Annotated in this window: 15 protein-coding genes; 2 read left to right on the forward strand and 13 right to left on the reverse strand. The window is 28.4% G+C overall.

Annotation, left to right across the window (positions count from 1 at the left end; translation table 11 throughout):
* The 13 genes from AVBRAN9333_RS07475 to AVBRAN9333_RS07535 all read right to left on the reverse strand — a co-directional run.
* On the reverse strand, positions 1 to 249 hold a 249-nt coding region (locus AVBRAN9333_RS07475; protein ID WP_336609720.1), incomplete at its 3' end, for a twin-arginine translocation signal domain-containing protein.
* A gap of 147 nt (positions 250 to 396) precedes the next feature.
* Positions 397 to 660, reverse strand: a complete 264-nt coding sequence (locus AVBRAN9333_RS07480) for a FlhB-like flagellar biosynthesis protein (RefSeq protein WP_214118364.1) — start codon at positions 658 to 660, stop codon at positions 397 to 399.
* Positions 657 to 2,579, reverse strand: coding sequence for a hypothetical protein (locus AVBRAN9333_RS07485; RefSeq protein WP_336609721.1), 1,923 nt, complete (start codon positions 2,577 to 2,579; stop codon positions 657 to 659). The genes AVBRAN9333_RS07480 and AVBRAN9333_RS07485 overlap by 4 nt, the downstream gene beginning before the upstream one ends.
* Entirely contained in the window at positions 2,572 to 3,768 is a 1,197-nt protein-coding gene (locus AVBRAN9333_RS07490) for an MFS transporter (RefSeq protein WP_336609722.1), read from the reverse strand. The genes AVBRAN9333_RS07485 and AVBRAN9333_RS07490 overlap by 8 nt, the downstream gene beginning before the upstream one ends.
* Positions 3,765 to 4,178, reverse strand: a complete 414-nt coding sequence (locus AVBRAN9333_RS07495; RefSeq protein ID WP_336609723.1) for a hypothetical protein — start codon at positions 4,176 to 4,178, stop codon at positions 3,765 to 3,767. Before AVBRAN9333_RS07495 ends, AVBRAN9333_RS07490 begins: the two co-directional genes overlap by 4 nt.
* Positions 4,171 to 4,611, reverse strand: coding sequence for a copper resistance protein CopD (locus AVBRAN9333_RS07500; protein ID WP_214118371.1), 441 nt, complete (start codon positions 4,609 to 4,611; stop codon positions 4,171 to 4,173). The genes AVBRAN9333_RS07495 and AVBRAN9333_RS07500 overlap by 8 nt, the downstream gene beginning before the upstream one ends.
* 124 nt (positions 4,612 to 4,735) lie before the next feature.
* Positions 4,736 to 7,288 carry a bifunctional aconitate hydratase 2/2-methylisocitrate dehydratase gene (locus tag AVBRAN9333_RS07505; RefSeq protein ID WP_336609724.1) on the reverse strand — a complete coding sequence of 851 codons (2,553 nt, stop codon included), beginning with the start codon at positions 7,286 to 7,288 and terminating at the stop codon, positions 4,736 to 4,738.
* A 63-nt stretch (positions 7,289 to 7,351) separates the two neighbouring features.
* Positions 7,352 to 9,202: a primosomal protein N' gene (locus AVBRAN9333_RS07510; protein ID WP_336608835.1), complete on the reverse strand. Its 1,851-nt coding sequence runs from the start codon at positions 9,200 to 9,202 to the stop codon at positions 7,352 to 7,354.
* Complete coding sequence (locus AVBRAN9333_RS07515) at positions 9,202 to 9,831, reverse strand: type II secretion system protein (protein WP_336609725.1); 630 nt, start codon at positions 9,829 to 9,831, stop codon at positions 9,202 to 9,204. Before AVBRAN9333_RS07515 ends, AVBRAN9333_RS07510 begins: the two co-directional genes overlap by 1 nt.
* Position 9,832: 1 nt before the next feature.
* A complete protein-coding gene (locus tag AVBRAN9333_RS07520; protein ID WP_336609726.1) occupies positions 9,833 to 10,327 on the reverse strand; it encodes a prepilin-type N-terminal cleavage/methylation domain-containing protein in 495 nt (164 codons plus the stop codon).
* Position 10,328: 1 nt separating this feature from the next.
* Positions 10,329 to 10,784, reverse strand: coding sequence for a type II secretion system protein (locus AVBRAN9333_RS07525; protein WP_336607487.1), 456 nt, complete (start codon positions 10,782 to 10,784; stop codon positions 10,329 to 10,331).
* On the reverse strand, positions 10,768 to 11,106 hold the full coding sequence (locus AVBRAN9333_RS07530; protein WP_336609727.1) for a hypothetical protein: 339 nt from the start codon (positions 11,104 to 11,106) through the stop codon (positions 10,768 to 10,770). The genes AVBRAN9333_RS07525 and AVBRAN9333_RS07530 overlap by 17 nt, the downstream gene beginning before the upstream one ends.
* Complete coding sequence (locus AVBRAN9333_RS07535; RefSeq protein WP_214118384.1) at positions 11,090 to 11,323, reverse strand: hypothetical protein; 234 nt, start codon at positions 11,321 to 11,323, stop codon at positions 11,090 to 11,092. The genes AVBRAN9333_RS07530 and AVBRAN9333_RS07535 overlap by 17 nt, the downstream gene beginning before the upstream one ends.
* An 86-nt stretch (positions 11,324 to 11,409) precedes the next feature.
* On the opposite strand from AVBRAN9333_RS07535, the gene uvrB reads away from it, so the two are divergent.
* Together uvrB and AVBRAN9333_RS07545 are read left to right on the forward strand one after the other, a co-directional pair.
* On the forward strand, positions 11,410 to 13,377 hold the full coding sequence (gene uvrB, locus AVBRAN9333_RS07540) for an excinuclease ABC subunit UvrB (protein WP_336609728.1): 1,968 nt from the start codon (positions 11,410 to 11,412) through the stop codon (positions 13,375 to 13,377).
* A gap of 77 nt (positions 13,378 to 13,454) precedes the next feature.
* A complete protein-coding gene (locus AVBRAN9333_RS07545) occupies positions 13,455 to 14,555 on the forward strand; it encodes an ABC transporter substrate-binding protein (RefSeq protein WP_214118389.1) in 1,101 nt (366 codons plus the stop codon).

Consider the following 14,555-nt stretch of genomic DNA (forward strand, 5'->3'; position numbering starts at 1 on the left):
TGGAGCATAGGTTCTAGATAAAACTCCTTGTAATAATGTTGTAGGACACTCATCTTTTTCAAATGGTATTATGCTTTCTAATTTATTATTTTTAACAATAGGATAAAAAGCTCCAAAGTGCGTAGCACTAAATCCATCTACTGCACCTATTGGATCACCTGCTACAAAATCAACAGCACCTAAACTTGACGCACTAGCTGCTACTCCTGCTGCACCTTTTAAAAAGCTTCTACGAGATAACTTTTCCATAAATTCTCCTTTTAGTTTAAATAAAACTTAATTTTTTAAGTTATATAAAAATTATAATATTAAAATATGAAAATAAGTTAATGGAATAATTTTAAAAGCTTGATATTTATTAATTTGAATATTATTCTAAATATTTAAAAAAAATAATCATTTCATTTCTTTTGACATTCTATAAATGAATGAAAATACTTCTGCAACAGCCTTATACATTGCAGGTGGAATTTCTTCTCCTAATTCTAATTTGCTTAATACTTCACATAATTCTTCATCTTCTTTAATAGGAATATTATGCTCGTTAGCTAATTTTATAATTCTTTCGGCAATTTCTCCGCTACCTGTTGCCATTACTTTTGGAGCATTATTTTTGTCCTTGTTATAGCCTAAGGCTAGGGCTTTTCTTATCTTACTCATACTTTTTTATTAAATCCTAAGTCTAATGTATATTCATCTTCGTATTTGCTCTCTCTTAATTTACTAATAAAGAAATTAGAAGTAATTAAACCAGCTTTTCTTAAATCTTTTTTAAAACCCCTTGCGTGATTGATTAAGATTTCTCTAAAATTATCATTTTCTATCATCATATTAATATCTAAATATTTATCTTGATTTAAACCAAGCATAATATTAATAGCTCCAAGTCTTTTAAATTTCAGCTTAATTTGTGCGTAAAATTTATCTTCGCTATCACTTTTAAAACTGATATTTGATTCATCTAAATCATCTAAAGAGTAGGGTAAATATGTATTTACTTCATTATTTGCAACTGATATTATTTGGTTTAATTCTATTTGATTTAATAGTTTTTGGCTCATATCATAGGCTACTTTATTATCTTTTGCTAAAGCTACTTTTGAAGTTTGAAGCAGTATTGATTTAGCATCGTTTGAAATGGAGTTGTTTATATGTTCTGCAGTTCTAGTTACAACCTGATTTATATCTTTTTTGGCTTGATTTAAGTGAGTTTTTAGGCTTTTTATTTCTTGAGTATTTATATAATTTTTAAAACTTTCTTCATTTTTTAAATTAGCACTTAGTAATTTTGTCAAACTTTCAATTTTATTTTGCAAACTCAAATTCTCGCTATTTAAAATAGAACTTATTGTATTGTTTTGATTGATTGCTTGTTTGATTTCTGGATTGTTTAACAACTTTAATTCTTGTTTAATATCTTGAGATTTTGTTATATCTTGTAAAGCTTTTAAATCACTTTTTATATCTTCACTTGATTTTTCTATAGGTTTTTCAGTAGCTTTTATTTTATCATCTGTGGTTTTAGAATTTAAATTATTGATTTTTTGATTTTCCTTATTTTCAAATTCTTTTGTTGTTTTTATTTCAATTTTATTAGTATCTTTAGTATAAATATCATTATTATTTTTTAGAATTTCTTTAATATTTTCAAGTTTGCTTAAAATATTATTCTCATTATTTGAAATTTTATAATTATTTTGCACATTTGATGGGTTGTTTATGATTTCTTTTGCTAGATTTTTTATGTTTTGAATATCAGCTTTTAAACTTGCTAATTTTGGTAATATACTTTTTACTTTATCGTTTTTAACTTCAATATTTATTAGGTTTTTTATTTCTTTATTAATTTTATCTTCTAATTTATTTGCTACTTCAATTAGTTTTAGTGGTTCGGTATTTTTTTGCAAATACGCTCTAGCGTTTTTTAATAATTCTAAAGTTTTTATAACAGGGGTAGTGGTTGATTTATTTTCTAATTTTTGATTTATAAAATTTTCTAATTTTTCAAGGGATTTTTCGGCACTCATTTGCTCTTGACCGAGTTTAAAAATCTCACTTTTTAAATCACTTGTTTTAATATTTTTCATAAATGAAATAAGCCTAAAAAAGCTTTGTGGTAAGGCTTGTTCGTTTAGATTAGCCCTTAGTTTGCTCTCTAAAAATACCCCTGAATTATTTAAAGCTTGAAATAAGGCTTTTGAATCTTGCATTTTGGTATTTAATAAATTATCAAGTTTATTTACAAATACTTCTAAATCCTTATCCTTGCTTAAAATTGCTTTTAATTCTTTAATATCTTGAGCGATATTTTTTGAAATATTTATGTTTTTTGCATTTTCGCCTAGTTGGTTTAAATCTTTACTTGATTTTATTCCATCAAGTAATTTATTTACGATTTTTTTAAGACCTAGTTCTAGTGTTTCATCTTCGCTTAAGGCTTCGTTTATTAATGAACTACCTTCTTTTAAGGGTTCTTTAATATCTTTTGTATCTTTTACATTGGGTTTTAAATTCCCTTGTTGCTTTAGCCCTAAATCACTATTTACTAAAGAATTTAAAGTCGTATTTATATTATTCATCGTTGCCTAAATGCACAAATTGACTTGGTTTTTGCTCAAATTCTATTCTATTTACAGCGTCAATTTTTGGTTGGGTAAGAGTAAAAATAGCTAAGAAAAACAATAAAACTATATAAACTAAAATATAAGCATTAGCTCCAAAATTACTTATCATAAAGCCTAAAATTATAGGAGATAAAACAGAGCTTGATACATAAGCAAACATTAGCGTTCTTCCGATTTCAAGCATTTGCGAGCTTTCTTTTGCTCTATCACTAGCCCTTGCAAGTGCTAAAGCATATACGCAAAAAAGCCCCATTCCAAGGAAAAAGCATAAAATAAATATAGCAATTTTGTTACTTGCTAAAAAATATAGCCCTAAACTAGCAAAAAACGCAAGTATTACGCAAGATAAAATCGCTATTTTTCTACCATAAGTATCAGAAAATTTACCTATAAATAATTGTGCTATAAATCCGCCTAACATTGCTGTAAAAATTAGCAAAGATATATCTTGAATATTATAATTTAATGCTAGAAAATATGTCTGAGACATAGAAAAAAATCCATTCATTAAAAAGCCACCAATAAATGCTGATATAAATGCTAATTTTGATACATTAAAAATATTTGGGATACTGATTTTACGCCTTTCTTTAAGGATAGGTTGTTTGATTTTTAACAAATTAAGCGGTAACGAACATAATAAAATCACTATAACAGCTATTATAAATACATTATTGTAATCTGGTTCAAAATATAACAATAATACTCCTATGGCAAAACCAGAGTAAAATACTATTTCATAAATTGAGAGCATTCGTGAGCGAATTTCGTTTTTTGATTTTTGATTTATCCAAGATTCAATAATTACTAATAATGTATAGTATGAAAATCCTATTGTAAATCTTAAAATAGCCCAAAAATATATTTCTTTTGTAAATATATGCAAAATTGCAGCTATAGCAAATAATGAAGTAAAAAAACCAAAACTTCTAATATGTCCTACTTTTTGAATTAGACTATGAGAAAAAAATGTGCTAATTAATGCACCAAAATATATGCTTGAACTTACTAATCCTACATAAAATTCATCATATCCAAGATTTTTTAGCAGTATAGAATTTGAGCTTAGTAAAAAAGAATTTCCTACAAACAATAGCAAAGATGCAAATAATAATGCTCTTAAAGAGTTGATTGTTTTTATCATTTAAATATCCTTACTAATAATAAGTTTAAAATTATTACAAAAGAACTTACAAAAAAAGCAATTATATTAAAAAGCTTATTATTAATTAATATTAATACGAGTATTATAAAAAAAACATAGGCTAAAAACTTATATATATTTATAAATATTTTATAATGTTTAATTGCTTTAAAATTCTCTTTAATTCCTTTTTTTGGTATATAAATAGGGTTTGTATTTTGTATAAAAAATCTAGGTGTATTAGCAATTTGGAATTTAGGTAATGATTTTTTAAGACTTAAATAGCTTAGAAATGGAATTATTAAATTAGCATAAAATGCTAGTTGGATACTATAAAAAGCATCTAAACTAGCAAAGTATAAACATAAAGCTATATTAAAAAATATTAAAGATATTACTAATTTATACATAAAACATTAACTTAGCACAAAGCACAATAAGAATAGCTAGAGTTAATGCTAGTGGGTGTATTATTTTGTTTAAAGGATTTGGTTTTTTGATTACGAATTTGAAAATTAAACTAATAGCTACCATTATAAAAATTAAGCTTGCAAAAGCAACTTTTAGCATAAAAATTTTCTGAAATGTAGTGTCAAAAAAGCCAATCTCGCTACCAACCCATCTACTCATCATCATACCGCCTGTAAGTATTAACAATACCACACAAATTGGCATAATTTTAATAGCTCTTTTAGTTATGCTTTCTTGAATTTGTTGTGCTAATTCTTGGCTTAGATTTTTCTTAGCACGACTAAAGATAACAACATCAAAAAACAAATAACCAACAAAAATAATCGCACAAAAAATGTGAATAATAAGTGCAAATGGATATAAACTTTCCATAAAAATCCTTTCATAATATTTTTAAATGAGATTATATTTGTCTTTTTTGTTTGTTTTATTGATTTAGCTTAATTATTATAAAAGTTTATTAATAAATTGTTCTAGGGCAAAATGCCCTAGATTATTAATCTACTTTAAAGTTTTCAATTTCATTGAAGTTTAGATATTTGTAGATATTAGCTTTTTTGCTATCGCTTATTTTATCATTTACTAATTCTAAATATTCACTTGGGTTTGGTAAGCGACCAAGTAAAGCACAAACAGCAGCTAATTCAGCACTACCTAAATAAACTTGAGCGCCTATACCCATTCTGTTATCAAAGTTTCTTGTGCTTGTACTAAATACAACAGCTCCATCATTTACACGAGCTTGGTTACCCATGCATAAGCTACATCCTGGAACTTCAATTCTAGCACCTGCTGCACCATAAATTGAATAATATCCTTCTTTTGTTAGTTGAGCTTTATCCATTTTTGTTGGAGGTGCTACCCATAGACGAGTTTTAAGCATACCTTTACCTTTAATAACTTCTCCTAAAGCTCTATAATGTCCTATATTTGTCATACAAGAACCAACAAATACTTCATCAATATTTTGTGGGCGTTTGCTATCTGCTAATACTTCACTAAGAGTTGCTACATCATCAGGGTCGTTTGGACAAGCTAGGATAGGCTCTTTTATAGTATTTAAATCTATTTCAAAAATATGCTCATAACTAGCGTCTTTATCAGCTCTTAATAATGTAGGATTATTAAGCCATTCTTGCATTCTAGCTTTTCTTCTTAAAAGTGTATTTTTATCTTCATATCCAGCTTCAATCATAGCATCAATTAAGCTTATGTTAGAAGTTAAATATTCAGCTATGCTTTCTTTACTTAAATTAACACAACATGCAGCTGCGCTTCTTTCAGCACTTGCGTCGCTTAATTCAAATGCTTGTTCTACTTTTAGATTTTCTAAGCCTTCAATTTCTAAAACTTTACCAGCAAAAATATTCTTTTTGCCTTTTTTCTCAACCGTTAAATAACCTTCTTTTATAGCTACATAAGGAATTGCATTTACTAAATCCCTTAATGTAACACCAGGTTGTAATTCGCCTTTAAAACGAACTAAAATACTCTCAGGCACATTAAGTGGCATAGCACCTGTTACAGCAGCAAATGCTACAAGTCCTGAACCTGCAGGAAAACTAATGCCTATTGGAAATCTTGTATGCGAATCAGCTCCAGTTCCAACTTCATCAGGCATAGCAAAACGATTTAGCCAACTATGAATTACCCCATCACCTGGTTTAAGTGAAACCCCACCTCTTGAACTCATAAAATGTGGTAATGTTGTGTGTGTTGTTACATCGCTTGATTTAGGATATGCTGCTGTATGGCAAAAACTTTGTAATACAAAATCAGCATTAAATCCTAAGCTAGCAAGTTCTTTAATCTCATCTCTTGTCATTGGTCCTGTTGTATCTTGACTACCAACGGTTGTAGTTTTTGGCTCTATATACATTCCAGGAACAACGCCTTCTAAACCACAAGCACGACCTAGCATTTTTTGAGCTAATGTATAACCTTTAACTTTTACTTCAGGTTGAGATGGTTTTTTAAATATTTCTTCTTTTGGCATACCTAAAACATCTCTAGCTTTAGCACATAATCCACGACCTACGATTAGTGGAATTCTTCCACCTGCACGAACTTCATCTAAAAGAGTATTTGGATTTATTTCAAAAGTTGAAACAACTTTACCATCTTTTTTAATTTGTCCGTTTGCAATATCAACAACAAATCTATCTCCCATTTCAAGATTTGTAACATCACAAACTATTGGTAAAGCACCACTATCTTGAGCGGTATTGAAAAAAATTGGAGCAATAGTTTGTCCTAAAATCACACCACCTGTGCGTTTATTTGGAACTCCTTTTATATCTTCACCTATGTGCCATTGAACTGAATTTATTGCTGATTTACGGCTTGAGCCAGTTCCTACAACATCACCTACATAAGCTACTTGAATGCCAGATTTTTTAAGTTCTTCTATTTTTTCAATACTACCTGGTTGTCTTCTAACTAGCATTGCTTGTGCGTGTAAAGGAATATCACTTCTAGTAAATGCTTCACTTGCTGGACTTAAATCATCTGTATTTGTTTCTCCATTTACTTTAAAGCATATACATTCAATTTCAGATGCTACTTCAGGTCTTTTAATAAACCATTCTGCATTAGCCCAACTTGTTAGAACTTTGGTTGCGAATTTATTTCCTTTTTTATGTAATTCAGCAACTTTATCAAAACCATCATGAACGAAAATAATATTAGTTAAAGCATTTGCAGCAAGCTCTGCAATTTCATTGTTTTCTAAAGCTTTAAGTAATACTCTTACATTATAACCTCCAAGCATTGTGCTTAGCATTGATATTGCTTCAGATTTATTTATACAGGTGCATTTACTATTGTTAAATAGTATTTTTTCTAAGAAATCACATTTAATAAGCGCAGAATCATCAACACCAACACCAACACGATTAGCTAATAAATCTTTTAATTTTTCGCTATTTTTATCGTTGTTTTCTAAAAGCTCACATAATTGTTTTGTCTGAGCTACATTTAAAACCAATGCAGGGACATTAAGAGCAGCACGCTCTTCAACTAATTTTTGGTATTCTTCTAAAAATGCCATATTAACTCCTTTAAAATTTTTAAAAAGATTATAAATGCTTTAGATAATAAAAAAGTAGTTTTGTCAAGAAAAATGTATAGGGTCTATATCAATTGTTACTTTTTGTAACTGTTTGTAGTGTAAGGCTAGGTTACTTAGTAACATTTTTTTATTTGAACGGAGCAAAATATAATATCTATAATTATTGTTAATTTTTTCTATAGCACATTTTCCATAGCCTATTATTTCATAATCATTATCGTTTTCTTTGCTATTTTTTAAATGATTTGCCAAGTCTTCACATAAATTACTTGCTTCTATTTCATTTTTTGATGCAATAATTAATCTTAATAGTCTTTTAAATGGTGGATAATTAGTTCTAAAAAATTTCTCATCTTCTAAAAATTCATCATAATTTTGTAAATATTTTTCAAAAAAATCTTTATTTTGAGTATTTATTAACACTTTAGCTTTTTTGCCTCTTCCTGCACGACCAGCTACTTGAATAGCAAGGGCAAGTGTATTTTCACGAGCTTTATAATCAGGATAGAATAAATATTCATCAAGTCCTAAAATAGCACAAAATGTAACATTTTTATAATCGTGTCCTTTTGATATTAGTTGAGTTCCTACTAAAATATCTATATTTCCTAATTCAAATTCTTCTAGTATTTCTTTAAGTTTAGTTGCCGAGCTTAATTCATCGCTATCTAATTTTGCAATATTTGCATTAGGTAAAGCCTTTTTTAATTCTTCGCATAATTGAGCTGTTCCTATTATTTTGCTTTCTAATATTTCGCTACCGCAGTTATCACAGGTATTTTTTAAATACTCTTTTTTACCACAATAATGGCATTTATATGTTTTATTATGCAAACTCATTGCCACAGAGCAATTAGGACAAACTTTTCTTGAATTACAATCCTTGCATACAACTTGACGATAATTACCACGCACTGGCAAAAATATCATACTTTGCTCTTTTTTATTTAAATTATCTTCTAATAAATCAAGTAAATTAGAGCTAGGTGTCTCAAGACTATCGTCAAAAAGAATTTCTTTTTCGCTTTGAAAATATGTGCCTTTTAATCTAAATTTATTTATATTTTGATTATAAAAACTTTGAAGACTTGGTGTTGCAGAGCCTAAAATGATTTTTGCATTTGTAATACTTGCTAGATAAATTGCCAAATCTCTTGCGTTATAACATGGATATTTTGAAGATTTATACGAATTATCGTGTTCTTCATCTACGATAATTAATCCTAAATTGCTAAAAGGTAAAAAAAGTGCCGACCTTGCACCAATTACTAAAGGCTTATTTCCTAATTCAAATTCTATTAAATCTTTTTGTTTTTTAGCCTTAGTAATTTTGCTATGCCAAGTAATGAATAAATCTTTAAAATATACTTTCATTCTTTTTTGCATTTGTGGAGTTAGGCTGATTTCTGGCATTAAAAATAATGCTTGTTTTCCTTCATTAAGGCATTCTTGAATTAATTTTGCATATATTTCAGTTTTTCCACTTCCTGTATCTCCAAAAACCAAATTCATTTTATTATTTTGTAAGCTATTTAGACACAAAAGTTGTTTTTCATTTAGTTTTAAATTTATATCTATATTCAAATTATTTTTAGTATTAGATATATTTTTGCTTAGTATAAAACTATCAAGACATAAAGATATATTAGCAGCGTAATATTTACTCATAAATTCTGCTAATTTCATTTGATTATCAGTTAGAAATTCATTGAAAATACTTATTATTTGTTTGGTGTTAAAAGTTGGCTTTTCACATTTATTAATAACAATTGCAAGACAATTTTTATTATGTAATTTTACTTCAACCTTTGAAAATGGTTTAATTTCTTCATCACTTTCATAGGTTAAAGTTTCTAAATTATGTCCTAAAATCGCTACTTTATAATAATTCATCAAGAAGCTTTTTTGATACAAGGAATCATATTATTAATTGAATCAATTCTTTTACTATTACATTTATTACATACTGCTTCTACACATATTAATTCTGATTTTATACTTCTATAAATAAATTTATAATATATATTAGAATTAAATGTGTATCTATATAGTTCCATTTTCTCATCTTTTATAAGATTACTATCTTTCTTTTCTTTATCTAAGTAATCTTGAAAATCTTTATCTGCTTGATAAGCTGGGTTATATAATTCAGTCCATGCAGAATATGTTACATTGCTTGTAGCTGTTGTTCTTGCTAAAAAAAGCCAACCTTTATTCTCATCTCCTCTATCTAAGCCATCTTTAAATAAAGCTGTAAAAATTTTAGTAGGTTCAATTGGTTTTCCAGATGAATTTAAATTATCTAGATTATCATAGCTTGACACTTTCCCTACCATTACATTTTTTAGCAGTTGAGCGTTAATTTTGCCATTAATACCTTCAATTTCTGATTTTAAGCTAGCTATATCAGATTTAAATTTTAAATCAAAAAAATTAGGTAAAGCTACAGCCGATAATATCCCGATAATAACTATCGCAAATATTAGCTCTATCATAGTAAAGGCTTTTTTATTTACTAGCATTTTACTCGCCTAATTTTTTACAAGGTAAAACTTTTGCACCTGGATACGAATTAAGGCATTTAAAAGTTCCTTTATTTTTATCGTATTCAAATACATAGCCATTTTTATTATTATCAGCATAATAAATAAAAGTTTCATTTACAACACTATTTGTATAACCATTCCAAGTATCTTTTGTGGTGCCAAAGGTTACGGGGTTTTTTAATACTGCTGCAAAGAAACTATTGCTATTTTTCATATTGCCATTGCAAGTTGTGCCTTTATCACGCGTAGCGTCTAAGCATAAGCCATCTGGGTATTTTGAAGTGCCATCTGTATAAAGGCTATTTTGCCTATATTGTTCTATGCCTGAACGAATTAAAGCTAGTGTTTCTTTTAATTTTAATATTTGTGCATCATCACGACCTGCAAATAATTTAGGAATAGCAACGCCAGCTAATATACCAATAATAACTATTACAAATATAATTTCCATCATACTCATAGCTTTTTTCATCTTATTCTCCTATTATAGAGCAATCTTCTGCTTTCCAACCGCTTAAGACCTTGCTTTTATCACATTTAAAGCTTCCATCGCTTGCATCGTATTTAAAAAATACTGCTGCTTTTTCTTTAGGTTTTGTAACAAATAATAAATCATCATCAGCATTATCCCAGCCTATTGAATTAGTAGCTCTTCTATTAATTCCTTTTGCTACCTCATCAGCAAAAGCAGGAGCACCCTTACAACCACTACTGCATAATTTTGCAGGATATTCTTTGAAGCCTTTTTCTACATAAGTATTTCCAGCGTAGGCTTCAATACCTTTTCTAATAGCTTCAACTTGCTCTTTTAATTGCACTATATGTGCTGTGTCTTTATTAGCCATCATTTTAGGAATTGCAATTCCTGCTAATATTCCTATAACAGCAATAGCAAAAATCATTTCTATCATACTAAATGCTTTTTTCATCTATTTTTCCTTTATTGTTAAGAATATTTATAATATGTATTAAATCTTCTTTTTGTCTTTGCAATTCTGATTTAAGATTTACATTTTCTTCTTTAAGTTTTAAATTCTCTTCTTGTATTTTTTCAAATTCTTGCACTAATTGAAAGTGTGAGTAACTTTTTTTAAGATATAAATTAATAAATTGTGGTATTTCTATATTTTTTGTAGGATTTTTTAGCTTATTTATATCATCATTTAAATAAGCTAAAAATTCTTTAGATGGAACATTAAAATTATAGCCCCTAGCTCCTAAGGTTATCGTAAATTTAGTTGTTGTTTCCAAGCACTTGCTCTATTGCTTTTAAGGTTTCTTCTTCAATTAGATTTTTATTTAATAACTCTTCTTCTAATTTACTAATTTCATATGATTGTGCTTCACATTTAGCTTTTGCTTGAGTTAATTCATTCATAAGTCTTTCGTTTTCGCTTACTAAATATTTATATTTTTCCATTAATTCTACTATTTTATTACTTAGTGTGCTTGTTATGTTATCGCTCATTTTGTTTATCCTTAATCAAATTTTAAAGCTGTGATTTTAATTATTTATAGTTAATATAATAATAAAAATTATTTTTTAGGATTAAAATGTTTGAGTTAATTAGTAATTATAAACCATCACCTGATCAAGCACAAGCAATAGAAAAGATTGTAAATGGTGTAAAAAACGGACAAAAATATCAAACTCTTTTAGGAGTTACAGGCTCGGGTAAAACTTTTACAATGGCAAATGTGATAAATAAACTTAAAATGCCTACTTTAATAATGAGCCATAATAAATCACTTTGCGCTCAGCTTTATAGCGAATTTAAAGGCTTTTTTGCGAATAATCATGTGGAGTATTTCATAAGCTATTATGATTATTATCAACCTGAAGCTTATATTCCTAGAACTGATACATTTATAGAAAAAGATAGCTCGGTTAATAATGATTTAGAAAGGCTTCGTTTAAGCTCAACTGCTTCGCTTTTAGCATATGATGATTGCGTTTGTATTGCAAGTGTAAGTGCTAATTATGGATTAGGAAATCCTGCTGAATATATTGATATGGTAGAATTTTTTGAAATAGGCAAATGCTATAAACAAAAAGAATTATTACTTCATTTAGTAGCTATGGGATATAGTAGAAATGATGCGTTTTTTGATAGGGGGAATTTCCGTGTAAATGGGGATATTATAGATATTTATCCAGCTTATTATGAAGATGATGCAATTCGCTTAGAATTTTTTGATGATGAATTAGAAAAGATTTATACTTTTAATACTTTTGATAATAAAAAAATAAAAGATTTAAATAAATTCACACTTTATGCTGCAAATCAATTTATAGTCGCTACTCCAACTCTTAAAAGAGCTTGTAGGGATATTAAAGATGAGCTTGATGAAAGATTAGAATACTTTAAAAAACAAGGCAAATTATTAGAAGCACAACGCTTAGAACAGCGAGTTGAATTTGATTTAGAAATGCTAGAAACTACAGGAATGACTAAAGGAATAGAAAATTATTCAAGACATTTAAGTGGGCTTAATGCAGGAGAAACTCCTTATACTTTATTTGATTATTTTAAAATAAAACAAAAGCCATTTTTAGTAATTGTAGATGAAAGTCATGTTAGTTTGCCACAATTTAGGGGAATGTTTGCAGGAGATAGAGCTAGAAAGGAAGTGCTAGTTGAATACGGCTTTAGATTGCCAAGTGCTTTAGATAATAGACCATTACAATTTGATGAATTTATTAATAAAGATTGCTTTTTTTTATTTGTGAGTGCAACCCCTGCTGAATTAGAGCTTGAGCTTAGTGGAGAGTGTGTTTATCAGCAAATTATGCGTCCAACAGGATTGCTTGACCCTGAAATTAGCATAATTGATAGCGAAAACCAAATAGAGCATTTATATGATGAGATTAAAAAGGTGATTGCAAGAAATGAGCGTGTATTAATCACAACACTTACAAAAAAAATGGCAGAAGAATTGCAAAGATACTACACAGAATTAGGTATCAAATGTAAATATATGCATTCAGATATTGATGCAATTGAGCGAAATGAATTAATAATTTCTCTTAGAAATGCAGATTTTGATGTGCTAATTGGAATTAACTTGCTTCGTGAAGGACTTGACTTACCTGAAGTTAGTCTTATAGCTATTTTAGACGCTGATAAGGAAGGCTTTTTACGCTCAACTACGAGTTTAATTCAAACAATGGGAAGAGCAGCTAGAAATGTCAATGGAAAAGTAATTTTATATGCTAAAAAAATCACAAAATCAATGCAAGAAGCAATAGATATTACGAGTGAGCGAAGAAGCTTGCAACAAGCTTATAATAAATTGCACGGAATTACTCCAAGAAGTGTTGAGCGAAAATTAGAAAAGACTTTAAAACAAAACGAAGATAATGTTTCTATAAAAAAATCAAAAATAGAAAAAATGCCAGCAAATGAGCGGGCTAAATTAGTAAATGAATTAAGAGAAAAAATGCACCTAGCAGCAAAAGAGCTTGATTTTGAACAAGCAGCATTTTATAGAGATGAGATTAAAAAACTAAGAAGTATTTAAAATTTTAAAATTAATAATTATTATTAATATTTTTTATTTAAAATATTAGTTCTTATTATCATTATTAAGGAGAACTAATGTTTAAAGGCTTATTAAAAAGCTTAGTTGTGGCGAGTGTTTTATGTGTTGGTGCTAATGCTAAAGTGGAAGTAATTAAAGATGTTTTAGATAGAGAAGTTAAGGTTGATTTACCTGCTAAAAGAATAGTTCTTGGATTTTACTATACTGACTTTTTAGCAGTAGGTGGTAAGGACGCTTTAAAAAATGTAGTAGGATTTTCTAAGGAAGTTTGGACTGGTTGGACTCCTGCTAGCTGGGACGCTTATATTAAAGTCTTACCGGAGTTAAATAATATAGCTGATGTTGGAGAAGTTGAGCTAAGTACATTTTCGGTTGAAAAGGTATTATCTTTAAAACCTGATTTATTAGTATTAGCTGATTGGCAATATGAGATGATAAAAGACCAGCTTGAACCAATTAATAAAGCAAATATTCCTATTGTAATACTTGATTACAACCGCGAAAGTGTTGAAAGACACATAAGAAGCACCGAAGTTATAGGAAAAATTACAAATAACGAAGCAAGAGCAAATGAGCTTATAAGTTTTTATAAAGGCATAATTGATGATGTGCAAGAAAGAATTAAAAAAGCAAATCTTAAAAAGCCAAAAATTTATATAGAATTTGGAAATCTTGGTCCAAAAGAGCATAGTTATACTTTTGGTAAAGATATGTGGGGTGCTTTAATTGACCTTGCAGGTGGGGATAATATAGCAGCACCACTTGTAGAAAAATGGATGTCAATTCATCCTGAAGAAGTTTTAGCAAGTAAGCCTGATGTAATAATAATTGCTGGTCGTGAAACTGAACTTAAGAAAAATCCAGAAGCTATGGTAATGGGTATTGGAATTAATGAAGAAGAAGCAAATAAAAGGCTAAATGGTTTTAAAACTAGAGCAGGTTGGGATAGTTTGCCAGCTATAAAAGATAATAGACTTTTTGCAGTATATCAAGGAGCTAGTAGAACACTAGTTGATGCTTCTATGGTGCAATTTATTGCTAAAGCTTTATATCCTGATTTATTCAAAGATATAGACCCTATTAAAACTTATATTGATTATCACAAAAAATATCTTCCGATAATTCCAACAGGTTCTTTTGGTATCCAAGCTAAGTGA

The sequence above is a fragment of the Campylobacter sp. RM9333 genome (assembly GCF_020137705.1).
In the GTDB taxonomy this organism is placed as follows: Bacteria; Campylobacterota; Campylobacteria; order Campylobacterales; family Campylobacteraceae; genus Campylobacter_E.